Annotated in this window: 15 protein-coding genes; 9 read left to right on the top strand and 6 right to left on the bottom strand. The window is 71.0% G+C overall.

Features of this window, described 5'->3' with window-relative positions:
* Window positions 1-28 precede the first annotated feature (28 nt).
* The 5 genes from pheS to ACIBAG_RS37145 all read left to right on the top strand — a co-directional run bounded on the left by pheS (window position 29) and on the right by ACIBAG_RS37145 (window position 7,134).
* Window positions 29-1,150, top strand: a complete 1,122-nt coding sequence (pheS, locus tag ACIBAG_RS37165) for a phenylalanine--tRNA ligase subunit alpha (protein ID WP_399111473.1) — start codon at window positions 29-31, stop codon at window positions 1,148-1,150.
* The gene (gene pheT / locus ACIBAG_RS37160) at window positions 1,150-3,663 is read left to right on the top strand and encodes a phenylalanine--tRNA ligase subunit beta (RefSeq protein ID WP_399111471.1); all 2,514 of its coding nucleotides are present in this window, start codon (window positions 1,150-1,152) and stop codon (window positions 3,661-3,663) included. Before pheS ends, pheT begins: the two co-directional genes overlap by 1 nt.
* Window positions 3,664-3,818: 155 nt before the next feature.
* Complete coding sequence (locus ACIBAG_RS37155) at window positions 3,819-4,916, top strand: PP2C family protein-serine/threonine phosphatase (protein ID WP_399111469.1); 1,098 nt, start codon at window positions 3,819-3,821, stop codon at window positions 4,914-4,916.
* Between the two features lie 256 nt (window positions 4,917-5,172).
* On the top strand, window positions 5,173-6,513 hold the full coding sequence (locus ACIBAG_RS37150) for a transcriptional regulator (RefSeq protein ID WP_399111468.1): 1,341 nt from the start codon (window positions 5,173-5,175) through the stop codon (window positions 6,511-6,513).
* Window positions 6,514-6,588: 75 nt separating this feature from the next.
* On the top strand, window positions 6,589-7,134 hold the full coding sequence (locus tag ACIBAG_RS37145; protein ID WP_399111466.1) for an NUDIX hydrolase: 546 nt from the start codon (window positions 6,589-6,591) through the stop codon (window positions 7,132-7,134).
* 15 nt (window positions 7,135-7,149) lie between these two features.
* On the opposite strand, the gene ACIBAG_RS37140 is transcribed toward ACIBAG_RS37145, so the two are convergent.
* Window positions 7,150-7,407, bottom strand: coding sequence for a hypothetical protein (locus tag ACIBAG_RS37140; RefSeq protein WP_399111464.1), 258 nt, complete (start codon window positions 7,405-7,407; stop codon window positions 7,150-7,152).
* Window positions 7,408-7,618: 211 nt separating this feature from the next.
* Window positions 7,619-8,488, bottom strand: coding sequence for a 3-hydroxybutyryl-CoA dehydrogenase (locus ACIBAG_RS37135; protein WP_399111463.1), 870 nt, complete (start codon window positions 8,486-8,488; stop codon window positions 7,619-7,621).
* Window positions 8,489-8,682: 194 nt separating this feature from the next.
* Between ACIBAG_RS37135 and ACIBAG_RS37130 the strand changes: the two genes are divergently transcribed.
* Entirely contained in the window at window positions 8,683-9,945 is a 1,263-nt protein-coding gene (locus tag ACIBAG_RS37130) for a glycoside hydrolase family 10 protein (RefSeq protein ID WP_399111461.1), read from the top strand.
* Window positions 9,946-9,958: 13 nt separating this feature from the next.
* On the opposite strand, the gene ACIBAG_RS37125 is transcribed toward ACIBAG_RS37130, so the two are convergent.
* Complete coding sequence (locus tag ACIBAG_RS37125; protein WP_031486729.1) at window positions 9,959-10,162, bottom strand: DUF1918 domain-containing protein; 204 nt, start codon at window positions 10,160-10,162, stop codon at window positions 9,959-9,961.
* Window positions 10,163-10,255: 93 nt separating this feature from the next.
* Window positions 10,256-11,173, bottom strand: coding sequence for a DMT family transporter (locus ACIBAG_RS37120; RefSeq protein WP_399111459.1), 918 nt, complete (start codon window positions 11,171-11,173; stop codon window positions 10,256-10,258).
* Between ACIBAG_RS37120 and ACIBAG_RS37115 the strand changes: the two genes are divergently transcribed.
* Window positions 11,172-12,644: a PLP-dependent aminotransferase family protein gene (locus ACIBAG_RS37115; RefSeq protein ID WP_399111457.1), complete on the top strand. Its 1,473-nt coding sequence runs from the start codon at window positions 11,172-11,174 to the stop codon at window positions 12,642-12,644. The genes ACIBAG_RS37120 and ACIBAG_RS37115 overlap by 2 nt on opposite strands.
* Here the strand turns inward: ACIBAG_RS37115 and ACIBAG_RS37110 are convergent.
* A complete protein-coding gene (locus ACIBAG_RS37110) occupies window positions 12,641-13,261 on the bottom strand; it encodes a DUF6461 domain-containing protein (protein ID WP_399111455.1) in 621 nt (206 codons plus the stop codon). The two genes, ACIBAG_RS37115 and ACIBAG_RS37110, sit on opposite strands and share 4 nt — an antisense overlap.
* A 90-nt stretch (window positions 13,262-13,351) precedes the next feature.
* Between ACIBAG_RS37110 and ACIBAG_RS37105 the strand changes: the two genes are divergently transcribed.
* Together ACIBAG_RS37105 and ACIBAG_RS37100 are read left to right on the top strand one after the other, a co-directional pair.
* A complete protein-coding gene (locus ACIBAG_RS37105) occupies window positions 13,352-13,786 on the top strand; it encodes a GNAT family N-acetyltransferase (protein ID WP_399111453.1) in 435 nt (144 codons plus the stop codon).
* Between the two features lie 151 nt (window positions 13,787-13,937).
* Complete coding sequence (locus ACIBAG_RS37100; protein WP_399111451.1) at window positions 13,938-14,531, top strand: histidine phosphatase family protein; 594 nt, start codon at window positions 13,938-13,940, stop codon at window positions 14,529-14,531.
* On the opposite strand, the gene ACIBAG_RS37095 is transcribed toward ACIBAG_RS37100, so the two are convergent.
* On the bottom strand, window positions 14,513-14,956 hold the full coding sequence (locus tag ACIBAG_RS37095; RefSeq protein WP_399111449.1) for a DUF6314 family protein: 444 nt from the start codon (window positions 14,954-14,956) through the stop codon (window positions 14,513-14,515). The two genes, ACIBAG_RS37100 and ACIBAG_RS37095, sit on opposite strands and share 19 nt — an antisense overlap.
* Between the last annotated feature and the right edge of the window lie 99 nt (window positions 14,957-15,055).

The raw sequence follows: 15,055 nt of genomic DNA, 5'->3' as shown, positions 1-15,055 counted from the left end.
CCGCCAGCAATCGGAAGCACGGGAAGAGATGTCGGCACCCAATAAGTCGTACGACCCTGTCGAGGTCGAGGCACTGAAACCGGAAGAGATCGAGCGCATGCGGGACGAGGCGCTCGCCGCCTTCGCCGCCGCGGACTCCCTCGACGCGCTCCAGGAGGCCAAGGTCGCCCACACCGGCGGCACCTCCCCGCTGGCCCTCGCCAACCGCGCGATCGGCGCCCTGCCCCCGCACGCCAAGGCCGAGGCCGGCAAGCGGGTCGGCCAGGCCCGTGGCGCCGTCAACAAGGCCCTCGCCGCGCGCCAGGCCGAGCTGGAGGCCGAGCGCGACCAGCGCGTGCTGGTCGAGGAGTCCGTGGACGTCACCCTGCCGTACGACCGCGTACCGGCCGGCGCCCGCCACCCGCTCACCACCCTGTCCGAGCGCATCGAGGACATCTTCGTGGCCATGGGCTACGAGGTGGCCGAGGGCCCGCAGGTCGAGGCCGAGTGGTTCAACTTCGACGCCCTCAACATCGGCCCGGACCACCCGGCCCGCGGTGAGGCGGACACCTTCTTCGTCGAGGGCCCGGACGGCTCCGGTGACTCCGGCGTCGTACTGCGCACCCACACCTCGCCCGTGCAGATCCGCTCCCTGCTCGACCGCGAGCTGCCGGTCTACGTGATCTGCCCCGGCCGCGTGTACCGCACCGACGAGCTGGACGCCACGCACACCCCGGTCTTCCACCAGGTCGAGCTGCTCGCCGTCGACGAGGGCCTGACCATGGCCGACCTCAAGGGCACCCTGGACCACATGGTCCAGTCGCTGTTCGGCGAGGGCATGAAGACCCGGCTGCGGCCGAACTTCTTCCCGTTCACCGAGCCGTCCGCCGAGATGGACATGGTGTGCTACGTCTGCCGCGGCGAATCCGTCGGCAACCCCGACCGGCCCTGCCGTACCTGCTCCTCCGAAGGCTGGATCGAGCTCGGCGGCTGCGGCATGGTCAACCCGCGGGTGCTCACCGCCTGCGGCGTCGACCCGGAGAAGTACAGCGGCTTCGCCTTCGGGTTCGGCATCGAGCGGATGCTGATGTTCCGCCACAACGTCGAAGACATGCGAGACATGGTCGAGGGTGACGTCCGGTTCACCCGGCCGTTCGGGATGGAGATCTGATGCGGGTCCCGCTTTCTTGGCTGCGGGAGTACGTCGACCTGCCGGCGACGGAGACCGGCCGCGACGTCCAGGCCAAGCTCATTTCGGCAGGTCTGGAGGTCGAGACCGTCGAACAGCTCGGCGCCGACCTCAAGGGCCCGCTGGTGGTCGGCCAGGTGCTGACCATCGAGGAGCTGACGGAGTTCAAGAAGCCGATCCGCTTCTGCACCGTCGATGTCGGCATGGCCAACGGCACCGGCGAGCCCCAGGAACTCATCTGCGGCGCCCGCAACTTCCAGGTCGGCGACAAGGTCGTGGTCGTGCTCCCGGGCGCCGTGCTGCCCGGCGGCTTCGCGATCGCCGCGCGCAAGACCTACGGCCGTGTCTCGCACGGCATGATCTGCTCCAGCACCGAGCTGGGCATGGGCGACGACGGCACACACGGCATCATCGTGCTGCCGCCGGAGACCGAGGTCGGCAAGGACGCCATCGAGCTGCTCGAACTGGTCGACGAGGTCCTGGACATCGCCGTCACCGCCAACCGCGGCGACTGCCTGTCCATCCGCGGCGTCGCCCGCGAGACCGCCATCGCCTACGGCATCCCGCTGCGCGACCCCGCCCTGCTGGACGTCCCCGGCCCGAACGCCTTCGGCTACCCGGTGCAGGTCTCCGACCCGATCGGCTGCGACCGCTTCACCGCCCGCACGGTGACCGGCCTGAGCCCCGAGGCCCGCTCCCCGATCTGGCTGCAGCGCCGTCTGCAGAAGGTCGGCATGCGCCCGATCTCGCTCGCCGTCGACATCACCAACTACGTGATGATGGAGCTCGGCCAGCCGCTGCACGCCTACGACCGCAACCTGGTCCAGGGCACCATCGGCGTGCGCCGGGCCGAGGAGGGCGAGAAGCTCGTCACCCTCGACGGCGTCGAGCGCAAGCTGCACGCCGAGGACCTGGTGATCACCGACGAGCGCGGCCCGATCGGCCTCGCGGGCGTCATGGGCGGCGCCAACACGGAGATCGCCGACCACGACGACCTGGAGAACGCGACGACCGAGGTCGTCATCGAGGCCGCCCACTTCGACCAGGTCTCCATCGCCCGTACGGCCCGCCGCCACAAGCTGTCCTCGGAGGCGTCCCGCCGCTTCGAGCGCGGTGTCGACCCGGCGGCGGCAGCCGCGGCCGCCCAGCGCACGGTCGACCTGCTGGTGCTGCTCGCGGGTGGTACGGCGGAGGCGGGCGTGACGGAGGTCGTCACGCCGTCCGGTCCGCACACCATCACCACTCCGGCCGACCACCCGGACAAGGTCGCGGGCGTCACGTACGGCCGCGAGACCGTCGTACGGCGGCTGCAGGAGATCGGCTGTGACGTGTACGGGCAGGACGAGCTGATCGTCACCGTGCCGTCCTGGCGGCCCGACCTCCTGGAGCCGAACGACCTGGCCGAAGAGGTCATCCGCCTGGAGGGCTACGAGGAACTGCCCTCGACCCTGCCGAAGCTGCCGTCCGGCCGTGGCCTGACCCACCGCCAGCGGCTGCACCGCCGCGTCGGCCGCGCGCTGGCCGGGGCCGGCTATGTCGAGGCGCCGAACTACCCCTTCGTCAGCGAGCAGGTCTTCGACCAGCTGGGCCTGGCGGCCGACGACCCGGCCCGCCGCGTCGTCAAGCTGGTCAACCCGCTCAACGACGAGGAGCCCGCGCTGCGCACGTCGCTGCTGCCGGGCCTGCTCGGCGCGCTGCGGCGCAACGACGGCCGGGGTTCGCACGACCTGGCACTGTTCGAGACCGGGCTGGTCTTCCACCCGCGCGACGAGCGGGGTGCCGCCGGGCATCTGCCGGTCGACCGGCGTCCCACCGATGAGGAGATCGCGGCGCTGAACGCCGTGCTCCCCGAGCAGCCGCGGCACGTGGCCGTCGTCCTCGCGGGCGCCCGCGAGCAGGCCGGCTGGTGGGGCAAGGGCCGTGCGGGCGACTGGGCCGACGCGGTGGAGGCGGCACGGGTCGTCGCGCGGGAAGCGGGGGCCGAGCTGATCGTGCGGGCCGGCCAGTACGGGCCGTGGCACCCGGGTCGGTGCGCCGAGCTGGCCATCACCGTGGACGGCGCCGAGCAGGTCATCGGCCACGCCGGTGAGCTGCACCCGAGGGTGCTGAAGGCGCTCGGACTGCCCGCGCGTACCTGTGCGATGGAGCTGGACCTGGACGCCCTGGAGCAGGCCGGTGACGGCACCCCGCAGGCGCCGAGCATCTCCACGTTCCCCGTCGCCACGCAGGACGTCGCCCTGGTCGTGGACAAGCCGGTACCGGCCGCGGAGGTCGAGGCCGCGCTGCGTGAGGGGGCGGGTGAACTCCTTGAGGGCATCCGGCTGTTCGATGTGTACGTCAATGACGAGCAGCTCGGCGACGGAAAGAAGTCGCTGGCCTACGCACTGCGCTTCCGCGCGGGGGACCGGACGCTGACCGTCGACGAGGCTTCGGCGGCCAGGGATGCGGCGGTCGCCCTTGCGGGCGAGCGTACGGGAGCGGTGCTGCGGGGCTAGTACGCCCCTTTCGGGGCCCGTTGTGGTCACCTCACTCAATAGGGTGACTTCTCTGGGTGATCCGGTACTTCCGGGTCATCCCTCGACAGAATCGGACCGGCCTTTCGAGGTCGGTCCGATTCTGCGTTGTCAGGGCCTATTGGGGGGCCATCGGCATGTTCCGCATCAAGGCTCGGGTTCCCCGCAAGGTGCTGGCGCTGGGGCTGCCCACCGCCTGGGGTGGGATGGCGATCATGTACAAGCTGGCCTGCCCGCTCGCGCAGGAGGACAGCTTCGGTGCCCGGATCGTCACCAGCGCCGTCTTCTTCGCCGTGGGGACCGGGCTGATCCTGCACGTCCGGCACGCCCTGTTGCGTGAGCTTCGACAGGTCCGCAAGGTCGCCGGGGCCGCGCAGAACGCGCTGCTGCGGCCGCTGCCCGCGCGCATCGACGGGCTGAACGTCGCCGCCGCCCAGCTCTCCGCGGATCGCAGTGCCTGTGTCGGCGGTGACCTGTACGAGGTCATCGCCACCGAGCACGGCGTACGGGCGGTGATGGGCGACGTGCGCGGCCACGGCATCGCGGCCATGGGCACGGTGGCCGCCCTCCTCGGCAGCTTCCGCGAGGCCGTCCACGACGAACCCGACCTGGGCCAGGTGCTGCGCAGACTGGAGCGGGCCCTGGCCCGGCACCTGCGCGAACGGGCGCGCGACGAACACCCCGCATCCGGCCTGGAACCGGACACCCCGGTCGCCGAGGAGTTCGTCACCCTGCTGCTCCTGGAGATCGGTCCGGATGGCGAGATCACCGCCCTCAACTGCGGCCATCCGTGGCCGTATCTGCTGAGCGGCACCAGCGTCGCCCCCTTGGCCCGAGCCGACCCACTCCCGCCCCTCGGCCCGTTTCCCCTCCCGACCGAACTGGACCCGCTGCCCTGCGGTTCCCTGCTCCCCGGCGACTCACTGGTCCTGTATACGGACGGTGTCGAGGACGCGAGGGATGCAAGAGGCCGGTTCTTTTCCCTCCAGGCGGCGCTGATCGACGCCGTACGACACGACCCGATCACCCCCCAGACCATCCTGAGCACCCTCTTCACGGCCCTCATCCGCCACACAAGAGGACGGCAAGCAGACGACATAGCGCTACTGGTCCTACGGAACGACCGAACGAGGCTGCACTGCGATTCCCTAGGGGCGCGGGGCTGTGACATAGGCGGCTCCGCCGCCGGGGCGCGACCAGCCACAACGAACCCGCAGCCGACGAACCACCTTTGACGCAACGGCGTTTAGTCGCCATCCGCCCAGCCGCGGAGTGTCGGGCAGGCAGCTGGGCGGACGGCGCGGATGCGGGCCGCCGCATTGTACGAGGGGGAGCCGGCGGCCCGGCCGGCCTCTTGCGAGGCATTTCAGTCAAGCGGATGGAAACTCTCCGCAACAGCGCGCGTACCCTGCGGATTCGGGCACTCGGTTCACACCCCGTGTGAAGCGGTTCGCACTACTCTGACGGCACCGAGCCACCCGGGGGGCATACATGCAGCCCAACACTCTGCTCGACGCGATTCTGGACGAGGCCGGGATCTCGCACGCGGGGCTGGCAGCGCACGTGAACCAGGCGGGGCGGGCGCGTGGGCTCGCGCTGAGATACGAACACACCGCCGTCGCACGGTGGTTGAAGGGCCAGCGGCCGCGCGGCCAGGTGCCCGACCTGATCTGCGAGGTGCTCGCCGCCCGGCTGCACCGTACGGTCACGCTCGACGACATCGGCCTGGGCGTACCCGGCGAACCGTCCACCGCGCACGCCACCTCGCTGTCCGGCTTCGTGGAGCGGGCCACCGCGTTGTGGCGCTCCGACGAGCAGCAGCGGCCGCACATCCTGGGGGCGCCCGCCGTGACGGGAACGCCCGCCGTGATGCCCGTGTGGGAGTGGGAGAACCCGCCCGAGGACGTCGACGTCTCACGCGGGGGACGGCACCGGGTCACGCCCGCCGACATCGAGATGCTGCGGGCCGCCCGCACCCACTACGAGCAGATGTACCGGAAGGCGGGCGGCATAGCGACCCGCACCCGGATCGTCGGGTTCCTCAACGCCGAGGCCGCCCCGCTGCTGCGCGGCAGTTACACCGACGCCACGGGGCGTCAACTGCACCGCGCGACAGGCGGACTGGTGGCCGTCGCGGGCATCTGCGCATACGACTCCGACGCGCACGGGCTCGCCCAGCGCTACTTCCACCAGGCGCTGCGGCTGGCGAAGGCCAGCGGCGACCGGGGGCTCGGCGCGTATGTGATCGCGTTGCTGGTCAACCAGTCGCTGTTCATGCGGGAGTTCCGGCAGGCCGTCGCCTTCGCGGAGGCGGCGCTGCGGGCCGCCGGCAAGCACATCACCCCGGCGCTCGCCTCCGACCTGTACGCGATGCAGGCGAAGGCGTACGCCCACCTCGGCGACGGTACGAGCGCGCTGTCCTGCATCCGGCGTGCCGAGCAGGCCGCCGAACGCATCCACCGCGGATACGAACCGGACGAAACGGGCTATGTCCAGCCCGGGCTCGTCAACGTCCAGGTGGCGGAGGCGCTGCTGAGTCTCGGGGAGCTGACGGCAGCGGCGGAGCACGCCGCGGCCGCCGTCGACAATCCCGCCCACGACCGGGGCCGGGTGCACCGCCTTGCCATGCTCAGCACGATCGAGCTGCGCCAGGGCAACGCGGACAAGGCGGTGGCCACGGCGGTGCAGATGGCCGAGCAGGCGCGGGGAATGGAGTCCCAGCGCCTGCGCGACAGACTCCGCGCGGTGCGCGAACACCTGGTGCGCAGCGGCAGTGCGGGCACCGCCGAAGCGGCCGAACTCATCGACGGGGCACTGCGCGTTCCGCTGTAGGCGAGTACCGGAGCCCCGACATCTCATAGTCCCTGCTGCGATATTGCCACTTACTCGACGGAAGGTGGCAGAACCGTGCAGTGGACGAAACAGAACGAACAAACTGTGTATGAAAACCGCTGGTTCACCGTCAACCTGGCAGATGTGGAGCTGCCCGACGGCCGGCACCTGGACCACTTCCTCATACGGTTGCGGCCGGTCGCCGTGGCCACGGTGGTCAATGAGGCCAATGAGGTCCTCCTCCTGTGGCGCCACCGTTTCATCACCGACAGCTGGGGGTGGGAACTCGCGGCGGGCGTCGTCGAGGACGGCGAGGACATCGCCCGCGCGGCCGCCAGGGAGCTGGAGGAGGAGACCGGCTGGCGGCCGGGACCCCTGCACCACCTCATGAGCGTGGAGCCCTCCAACGGGCTCACCGACGCCCGGCACCACATCTACTGGGCCGACGAGGGCGAGTACGTCGGACATCCCGTGGACGACTTCGAGTCGGACCGCCGGGAATGGGTCCCTCTCAAGCTCGTCCCCGACATGGTCGCCCGTGGGGAGGTCCCGGCCGCCAACATGGCGGCCGCGTTACTGATGCTGCACCATCTCAGGCTCGGTCACGACGTCCTGCCCTGATGGGACGTCACCGGGCTAACGACCGACGGCCTGCCAGATCGCCACGACGAGAGCACCCACGGCGGTGAGGGCGGCGACCGCGGGCAGCGGCCAGCGCGCGTGTTCCAGTGTGTGGATCCGGGTGTTCAACTCGTCGATCTCCTTGGCGGTCTCCTCGGTGCGGTGCGTGAGCAGAGCCAGCCCGCCCTCCACGCGGGCGTAGGCGACGTCGAGACGGCGTCGTAACTCTGCGAGTTCTCCAGACACGACTGGATGCTCGGGATCGGCGGACACTATCCCGCTCCTTTCCGTAGTCATCTCTCATCCCTTGCATGCGCAGGGAAAGTGAACTCGCCTGGTGGGCGCATGGGGAGAGTGTGCGAGGGGCATATGCGAGCCCGCAGTGCACACGGTGTGTGAATGACGCGGGCCCGGCACCTTCGCGGTGCCGGGCCCGTGTGCTTGGCCGGAATCTGACCGTCTGTAATCAGCCGTACAGGGGGGATCAGTACGTGTAGAAACCGGAGCCGGTCTTGCGGCCCAGCCGGCCCGCGTCCACCATGCGCAGCAGCAGCGGGGGAGCGGCGTACAGCGGCTCCTTGAACTCGTCGTACATGCTCTGCGCCACGGAGGCGACGGTGTCCAGGCCGATCAGGTCGGAGAGCTTCAGCGGGCCCATCGGGTGGGCGCAGCCCAGCTCCATGCCGTTGTCGATGTCCTCACGGCTGGCGATGCCCGACTCGAACATCCGGATCGCCGACAGGAGGTAGGGGATCAGCAGCGCGTTGACCACGAAGCCGGAGCGGTCCTGGGCGCGGATGGCGTGCTTGCCGAGGAGCTTCTCGGCGAAGGCCTGGGCGCGGGCGATCGTGCCCTCGGAGGTGGTGAGGGCCGGGATCAGCTCGACGAGCTTTTGCACCGGGGCCGGGTTGAAGAAGTGGACGCCGATGACCTGGTCGGGGCGCGAGGTGGCGACCGCCAGCTTCACCAGCGGGATCGAGGAGGTGTTGGAGGCCAGGATGGCGTCCGGGCGGGTCACGACCTGGTCGAGCACCTGGAAGATCTCGGTCTTCACCTGCTCGTTCTCGACGACCGCCTCGATCACCAGATCGCGGTCGGCGAACTCGCCCAGGTCGGTGGTGAAGGACAGCCGCGCCTGCGTGGCGTCCCGCTCCTCCTCGCTGATCTTGCCGCGCTCGGCGGCCTTGGCCAGGGAGTTGAACAGCCGGGTGCGGCCGATCTCCAGGGCCTCGCCGGTGGTCTCGGCGACCCTCACGTCCAGGCCGGAGCGGGCGCACACCTCGGCGATGCCCGCTCCCATCTGGCCGCAGCCCACCACGCCGACGCGTGCAATATCTCCGGAGATGCCGGTCACATCGTCCCCTTCGCTGATCCACGACTGCGGCAGGTCCGCCGTTGTTCGGCGCCTGCTCCAAACCTGCACGTTACCTTCGGCGAAGTTTGATCGATCGTTCGGGTGCCTCATGAAAAGCTGGCGCGGGCGCGATCCGGGAAGTGCGGATCTGCGGTGGGTGGGCCCTTGACCACGGCACACGGAGGTAGGAAGAGATGCTGCACCGGAAGTCACGGCTGTCACGGCGGGCCTTCACGGTGACCGCCCTGTCGGCACTCGTGGCGTCAGGCGGCGCGATGGCGGCGGGTGCCGCCACGGCGGGCAGGTCGGAGCCGGGCCGGCGACGGGCGGTCCGGGAGATGCGCGGCGTGTGGGTGGCGACCGTGACGAACCGGGACTGGCCCTCGAAGCAGGGGCTGACCGCCGACGAGCAGTGCGACGAGCTGCTCGCTCACCTGGACCGGGCGGTGGACCGCGGTCTGAACACGGTGATCCTCCAGGTGCGGCCCACGGCCGACGCCCTGTGGCCCTCGCCCTACGAGCCGTGGTCGCAGGTCCTCACCGGTACGCAGGGCATGGACCCCGGCTGGGACCCGCTCGGCACCGCCGTACGGGAGGCCCACGCCCGTGGTCTGCAACTGCACGCCTGGTTCAACCCGTACCGCATCGCCAACCACACGGACCCCGGCAGGCTGGCCGAAAACCACCCCGCCCGTCGCTACCCGCAATGGGTGGTGACGTACGGCGGCAAGCTCTACTACAACCCCGGACTGCCCGAGGTCCGTACGTTCGTGCAGCGGGCGATGCTCGACGCCGTGGAGAAGTACCAGGTCGACGGCGTCCACTTCGACGACTACTTCTACCCCTATCCGGTGGCGGGCCAGACCTTCGACGACAACGACGCCTACGACCGCTACGGCGGCGGCTTCCCGACCCGGGCCGCGTGGCGGCGGGACAACATCGACAAGCTGGTCATCGAGATGGCGGCCGGCATCCGGCGGATCCGGCCCACCACGCAGTTCGGCATCAGCCCGTTCGGCGTGTGGCGCAACGCCGCCACCGACCCGCTCGGCTCCGACTCCCGCGCGGGCGTGCAGACGTACGACGACCTGTACGCGGACACCCGCAAGTGGGTCCGCGAGGGCTGGATCGACTACATCTGCCCGCAGCTGTACTGGAACATCGGCTTCGCCGCCGCCGACTACGCCAAGCTCGTGCCCTGGTGGGCGGAGGTCGCGCGGGGCAGCAGGACCCAGCTGTACATCGGAGAGGCGCTGTACAAGGCGGGTGACCCGGCGCAGCCCGCGGCCTGGCAGGACCCGGCCGAACTGTCCCGGCACCTCACCATGGCCAAGGAGTACGCGCAGGCGCACGGGCACGTCTTCTTCGCCGCGAAGGACGTGGCGACGGACCGGATCGGGGCGATGGCGCGGGTGGTGGCCGACCACTACGGGCAGCCGGCCAGGGCACCGCGCTGATCGACTGCCGGGCCTACCGCCCGGTCCTGTGGATGTCCTTGTGACGGATCTCGGTGTCGGGGCCGGGGGAGCAGATCCCCTCGTGACCGTCCTCGAAGCGGACGCGGAACGGAGGGTTGCCCTCCTGGCCCAGGACTTCGACGATCTCGCCGACCTTGTCGTGTTGCCCGACCACCCTGCCGTGCTGGACAAGCTGGTCGCCCACGGTTGCACGCATCTGTCGGTCCTCCTCACCAGGAGCGGGAGCAGCGGTCCGTGGCCTTGAGTCTACGGCGCGGAGCGGTGGTTGGAAGTGGGTCGTACGGCCCGCTCAGCCACGCGCCCGCTGGGTCACGGCGATGCACACGAGTACCGCCGCGGCCGTGAGCGGGGCGGCCACTGTCAGGTGCTCGCCCAGCAGCAGCACCGACCACACCAGTGTGAGCAGGGGCTGGGCCAACTGCAACTGGCTGGCCTTCGGGATGCCGATGGCCGCCATGCCCCGGTACCAGACGACCAGGCCGAGGAACTGCGAACCCGCGGCGACCCACAGCAGTCCGGTCACGCCGTGCCAGTTCAGGTGCACGGGCTCGTACGACAGTGCCACCGCGGCGGCCGGGACGGTGAGCGGCAGGCACAGCACCAGCGCCCAGCCGATCACCTGCCAGCCCGGCATCACCCGGGCCAGCCGGCCACCCTCGGTGTAGCCGGCCGCGCACACCAGCAGCGCCGCGAACAGATACAGGTCGGCCGTGGTCAGCGCGCCGCCGCTCTGCTGCACGGTGAAGGCGACCACGGCGCCCGCGCCCACGAGCGCCGCCGTCCAGAAGGTGCGCGAGGGCCGGGCGCCGACGCGCAGCGCGGAGAGCAGAGCGGTGGTCAGCGGGAGCAGGCCGACCACGACGGCGGCGTGCGCGGTGGTGGACGTCCGCAGCGCGAGGGTGCTGAAGAGGGGGAAGCCGACGACCACTCCGGCGGCCACCACCGCGAGGCCCGACCAGTGCCGGCGGGCGGGGAGCGGTACGCGCAGCGCGAGCAGACAGCCGCCCGCGATCAGCGCGGCCAGCACGGTTCGCACGGCCACCAGGGACCAGGGGCCGAAACCCTCCAGACCCCAGGCGGTGGCGGGGAAGGTGAGGGAGAAGGCGGCGACACCGAGGGCGGCTTGGAGGGTGCCGCGGACGGTCTTCCGGGCCGGGGCGGTGACCGCTATCGAGGTCGGGGCGATAGCGCTACTCTCTGTTCTCATGCACGAGCGTAGCAGTGTCGGTGAACTGGCTGGTCAGCTGCGGCAAGAATTGGACCGCTACTCTCCTGGTGGAAAGCTGCCGTCGAGTCGAGCCCTTGTCGAGCGGTTCCGGGTGAGTCCGGTGACCGTCTCCCGCGCCCTGGCGCAGCTGGTCGCCGAAGGGCTGGTGGTCACCCGGCCCGGCGCGGGAGCGTTCCGTGCCGAAACTCGTGCGCGGACGGCCCCGGCCGGCGACACCTCCTGGCAAGAGGTGACCCTCAGCGCGGACGCCGCGGCGGAGCTCGTACCGCGCTCGGTTGACGCCTCCGGGGTGCTGGCCACGCTCTCCGCCCCGCCGCCGGGCGTGATCGAGTTCAACGGCGGCTATCTGCACCAGTCGTTGCAGCCGGAGCGGGCGATGGCCGCCGCGCTGTCGCGAGCCGGCCGCCGGCCCGGGGCCTGGGGCAGGCCGCCCATGGAGGGACTGCCGGAGCTGCGGGAGTGGTTCGCGCGCGGCATCGGCGGGCCGGGGGGCGCCGTCACGGCGGCCGAGGTGCTGATCACCGCGGGCGGCCAGTCGGCCCTGACGACCGCGCTGCGGGCGCTCGCACCGCCGGGCGCGCCGGTGCTGGTCGAGTCACCGACATATCCCGGCATGCTGGCGATCGCCCGCGCGGCCGGCCTGCGCCCGGTCCCGGTCCCCGTCGACCCGGACGGGGTGCGGCCGTCGCTGCTCGCCGACGCCTTCCGGGCGACCGGCGCCCGCGTGTTCGTCTGCCAGCCGCTGTTCCAGAACCCGACCGGCGCGATGCTCGCCCCCGAGCGGCGCGGCGAGGTCCTGCGCATCGCACGGGAGGCCGGCGCCTTCGTCGTCGAGGACGACTTCGTACGACGGCTGGTGCACGAGGACGCCGGTCCGCTGCCGCGTCCGCTGGCCGCCGACGATCCCGACGGCGTCGTCGTCCACGTCTGCTCACTGACCAAGGCGACCTCGCCGAGCTTCCGGCTGAGCGCGCTCGCCGCCCGGGGCCCGGTGCTGGAGCGGCTGCGCGCCATCCAGGTCGTCGACACCTTCTTCGTGCCCCGGCCCCTGCAGGAGGCCGCGCTCGAACTCGTGGGCTCACCCGCCTGGCCGCGTCATCTGCGCGCGATCTCCGCCGAGTTGAAGTCCCGCCGCGACGCGATGACGGCCGCCCTGCGCCTCGACCTCCCCGAGCTCGCCCTCCCGCACATCCCGTCCGGCGGCTACCATCTGTGGCTCCGCCTCCCCGACGGCACTGGGGGCACCTCCCAGGCTTTCGGCCCTGGGGGAGAGGCGACCCTGACCTCCGCCGCCCTGCGCGCGGGCGTCGCGATCACCCCGGGCCGCCCGTACTTCAGCGCGGAACCTCCGGCCGGTCACCTGCGGTTGAGCTTCGCGGCGGTGGCGGGGGTGGGCGAGATCGCCGAGGGGGTACGGCGACTCCGTACGGCCTGCGACGAGGTGCTCTAGGCGCGGGGGAGCGGTGCGAGGCCGCACACGAACTCCGCCTTGTCCAGGAGTTCCGGAGTCAGGCGTATGCCCGTGAGGCGGTGGGCCAGGGCGAACGCCGCCTCGGTGTGGTCGCCGTAGTCCCGGTCGTCCGTGTCGCGCAGGTCGAAGCCCGACTCCCGCATCTGGGTGAGGAGTTCGTCGGGGTGGCTGCCGTCGCGGGTGCAGGCGAAGAGCGGCTCGAAGTGCAGGCGCGTGTCGCCGTCCTCGAACCAGTAGAAGTGGTCGACCGCGTTGACGTTGCGGAAGTGGGAGACCACCCGGCGGCCGCGTGAGACGGGGAGCATGGCCTCTTCCGTGACACCCAGATAGCCGTTGAACTCGACCATCAGCGACCAGTCGCCGACGGCGGTGACACCGACGAACTGTCGGTCGCCGCCGTGGTCCTCCCACGCGTCGTAGCACGGCCCGACCAGGGCGTCCACGCCGGTGAGGCCGGACTGCGGTTCGGCCTTCAACTCCGTCAGGAGCGCCTCGGGGGCGATTGCGCGCACCAGCGTGACGCAGTAGGCCTCCGTCAGGTGCGGGTAGCGCTCTTGAAGCCACGCGTAGTCCGCGGCAGTCGTCGTCCCAGTCATGCCCGCAGCATCGCACCCGCCACTGACAACGCCCCTCCCGCCGGGCAAAACCGCTCGACTCCCGTGCCCGCGTCCTGCGAATCTCGCCGCATGACCGACACCCCGCCCCTCGCCGAGGGCTATGAGATCTCGACCGACCCCGACCGCATCGACGCCGAGCGCGTGCACCGGTGGCTGTCCACCGACGCGTACTGGGCGATCGGGCGGGCGCGGGAGAAGCAGGACCGGGCGATCGAGGGCTCGCTGAACTTCGGGGTGTACGAGACGGTTTCGGGGGAGCAGGTGGCGTATGCCCGGGTCATCACCGATCGGGCGACCTTCGCCTGGCTGTGCGATGTGTACGTCGACCCGTCGGTGCGCGGCAAGGGGATCGGCACGGCGCTCGTCGCGGATGTGCGTGAGCACCTGCGGCCGTACGGGCTGAAGCGGATGCTGCTCGCCACCCACGACGCGCACGGGGTCTACGAGAAGCTCGGGTTCGCGCCGCTGGAGAGGCCGGACCAGTGGATGAACCTCTGCTTCTGACAACTCCCGTCGCTGTACTTGAACTTCCAACAGCTCGATTTCCGGTGACTTGTCCGCCTGATCCTGACCCCGTAGTAAGGTTTCACCAACCCTCGGTGACGTCTCCACAACGCCTCTTGACCTGCGCACTCTCGCGACACACCATCGCCGCATGCCACTTCGGGTCACGTTCGTCGCCGCCGCGCGCAGCTCACCACTGCTCGCCGAGCGCTTCGAGGACGACCGGCCGCTGGACCAGGCCGGCTGGGACGAGGTGCAGCGCGTCGCGCGCGACCTGCTGCCCCTGGCGGCCGCTGAGCTGCGCTACTGCTCGCCGACCCCGCGCAGCCGCGCCACCGGCGACGCCCTCGGCTACGCCCCGCTGGTGCAACTCGCCCTGCGCGACTGCGACATGGGCCGCTGGCGCGGGCTGACGCTCGGCGAGGCGATGGCCCGGGAGCCGGAGGCGGTGGACGCCTGGCTGGCCGACCCGCGTGGCACGCCGCACGGCGGAGAGTCGCTGCTGGCGTTCATCGCCCGGGTCGGCGGCTGGCTCGACACCCGGCCCGTGGAGGACGGCGGCCGGATCGTCGCCGTGGCCGAACCGTCCGTGATCCGTGCCGCCCTGGTGTACGCGCTGAAGGCGCCGCCCGCCACCTACTGGAACCTCGACGTGCGCCCCCTGTCGACGACCACGGTGACCGGCCGGGCGGGCCGCTGGAACCTCCGCTTCGACGGGGTGCAGGCTCAGCCCTCGCGCGCGTAGTCGGTCGTGAGGACGAGGTCCTTGGCCGGTCCGCGCACCCGCCACACCGTCCGCCAGTGGTCCTCGTCCCGGACGGTGAACTCGCCCCGGTAGAGGTCGGCCGAGCAGGGGTGGTCGGCGATGTGCCGCCCGGACGTCAGGTCCAGGTCGTGGAAGGGTCGTCCGTCGGCGAACCGCACCTGCGCGGTGCCCGGCGTCGCACCCGGCAGGAAGCGCAATGTCCGCTCGGCGGGACGCCCGGCGCCCCGCCAGCGGAAAGTGCCGGACTCCTCGTGCAGCAGCCCTCCGTCCTCCAGTCGGCCGAAAACCGTCGTACCGGAGAACTCCCCCTCTTCTCCGCTCGCGAGCTCCCGCACCGATCGCTCGACCCGCCAGCTCCCGGCCAGATACGTCAGCACATCCGGAACCGGCCAGAACTCGCCCATCCGTCCCTCACCTCCCGCCGCTTGCGACACTTTCGGTACCGCCCGACCTGTTGACGCTCTCAAATCCCCCTCCCTATCTTGCCGTTCGAAGTCCTGATC

This window comes from Streptomyces sp. NPDC051243 (genome assembly GCF_044455405.1).
GTDB lineage: Bacteria > Actinomycetota > Actinomycetes > Streptomycetales > Streptomycetaceae > Streptomyces.
The sequence above is the reverse complement of the archived record's forward strand: the minus strand, read 5'-3'. Positions and strand labels throughout refer to the sequence as shown.

What these genes read in the sequence shown, in the direction of transcription:
- ACIBAG_RS37095 (WP_399111449.1), bottom strand. Translation starts at nt 14,956, where the DNA reads ATGGGCGAGTTCTGGCCGGTTCCGGATGTGCTGACGTATCTGGCCGGG.
- ACIBAG_RS37115 (WP_399111457.1), top strand. Translation starts at nt 11,172, where the DNA reads ATGCACGAGCGTAGCAGTGTCGGTGAACTGGCTGGTCAGCTGCGGCAA.
- ACIBAG_RS37120 (WP_399111459.1), bottom strand. Translation starts at nt 11,173, where the DNA reads ATGAGAACAGAGAGTAGCGCTATCGCCCCGACCTCGATAGCGGTCACC.
- ACIBAG_RS37155 (WP_399111469.1), top strand. Translation starts at nt 3,819, where the DNA reads ATGTTCCGCATCAAGGCTCGGGTTCCCCGCAAGGTGCTGGCGCTGGGG.
- ACIBAG_RS37105 (WP_399111453.1), top strand. Translation starts at nt 13,352, where the DNA reads ATGACCGACACCCCGCCCCTCGCCGAGGGCTATGAGATCTCGACCGAC.
- pheS (WP_399111473.1), top strand. Translation starts at nt 29, where the DNA reads ATGTCGGCACCCAATAAGTCGTACGACCCTGTCGAGGTCGAGGCACTG.
- ACIBAG_RS37130 (WP_399111461.1), top strand. Translation starts at nt 8,683, where the DNA reads ATGCTGCACCGGAAGTCACGGCTGTCACGGCGGGCCTTCACGGTGACC.
- ACIBAG_RS37110 (WP_399111455.1), bottom strand. Translation starts at nt 13,261, where the DNA reads ATGACTGGGACGACGACTGCCGCGGACTACGCGTGGCTTCAAGAGCGC.
- ACIBAG_RS37150 (WP_399111468.1), top strand. Translation starts at nt 5,173, where the DNA reads ATGCAGCCCAACACTCTGCTCGACGCGATTCTGGACGAGGCCGGGATC.
- ACIBAG_RS37100 (WP_399111451.1), top strand. Translation starts at nt 13,938, where the DNA reads ATGCCACTTCGGGTCACGTTCGTCGCCGCCGCGCGCAGCTCACCACTG.
- ACIBAG_RS37125 (WP_031486729.1), bottom strand. Translation starts at nt 10,162, where the DNA reads ATGCGTGCAACCGTGGGCGACCAGCTTGTCCAGCACGGCAGGGTGGTC.
- pheT (WP_399111471.1), top strand. Translation starts at nt 1,150, where the DNA reads ATGCGGGTCCCGCTTTCTTGGCTGCGGGAGTACGTCGACCTGCCGGCG.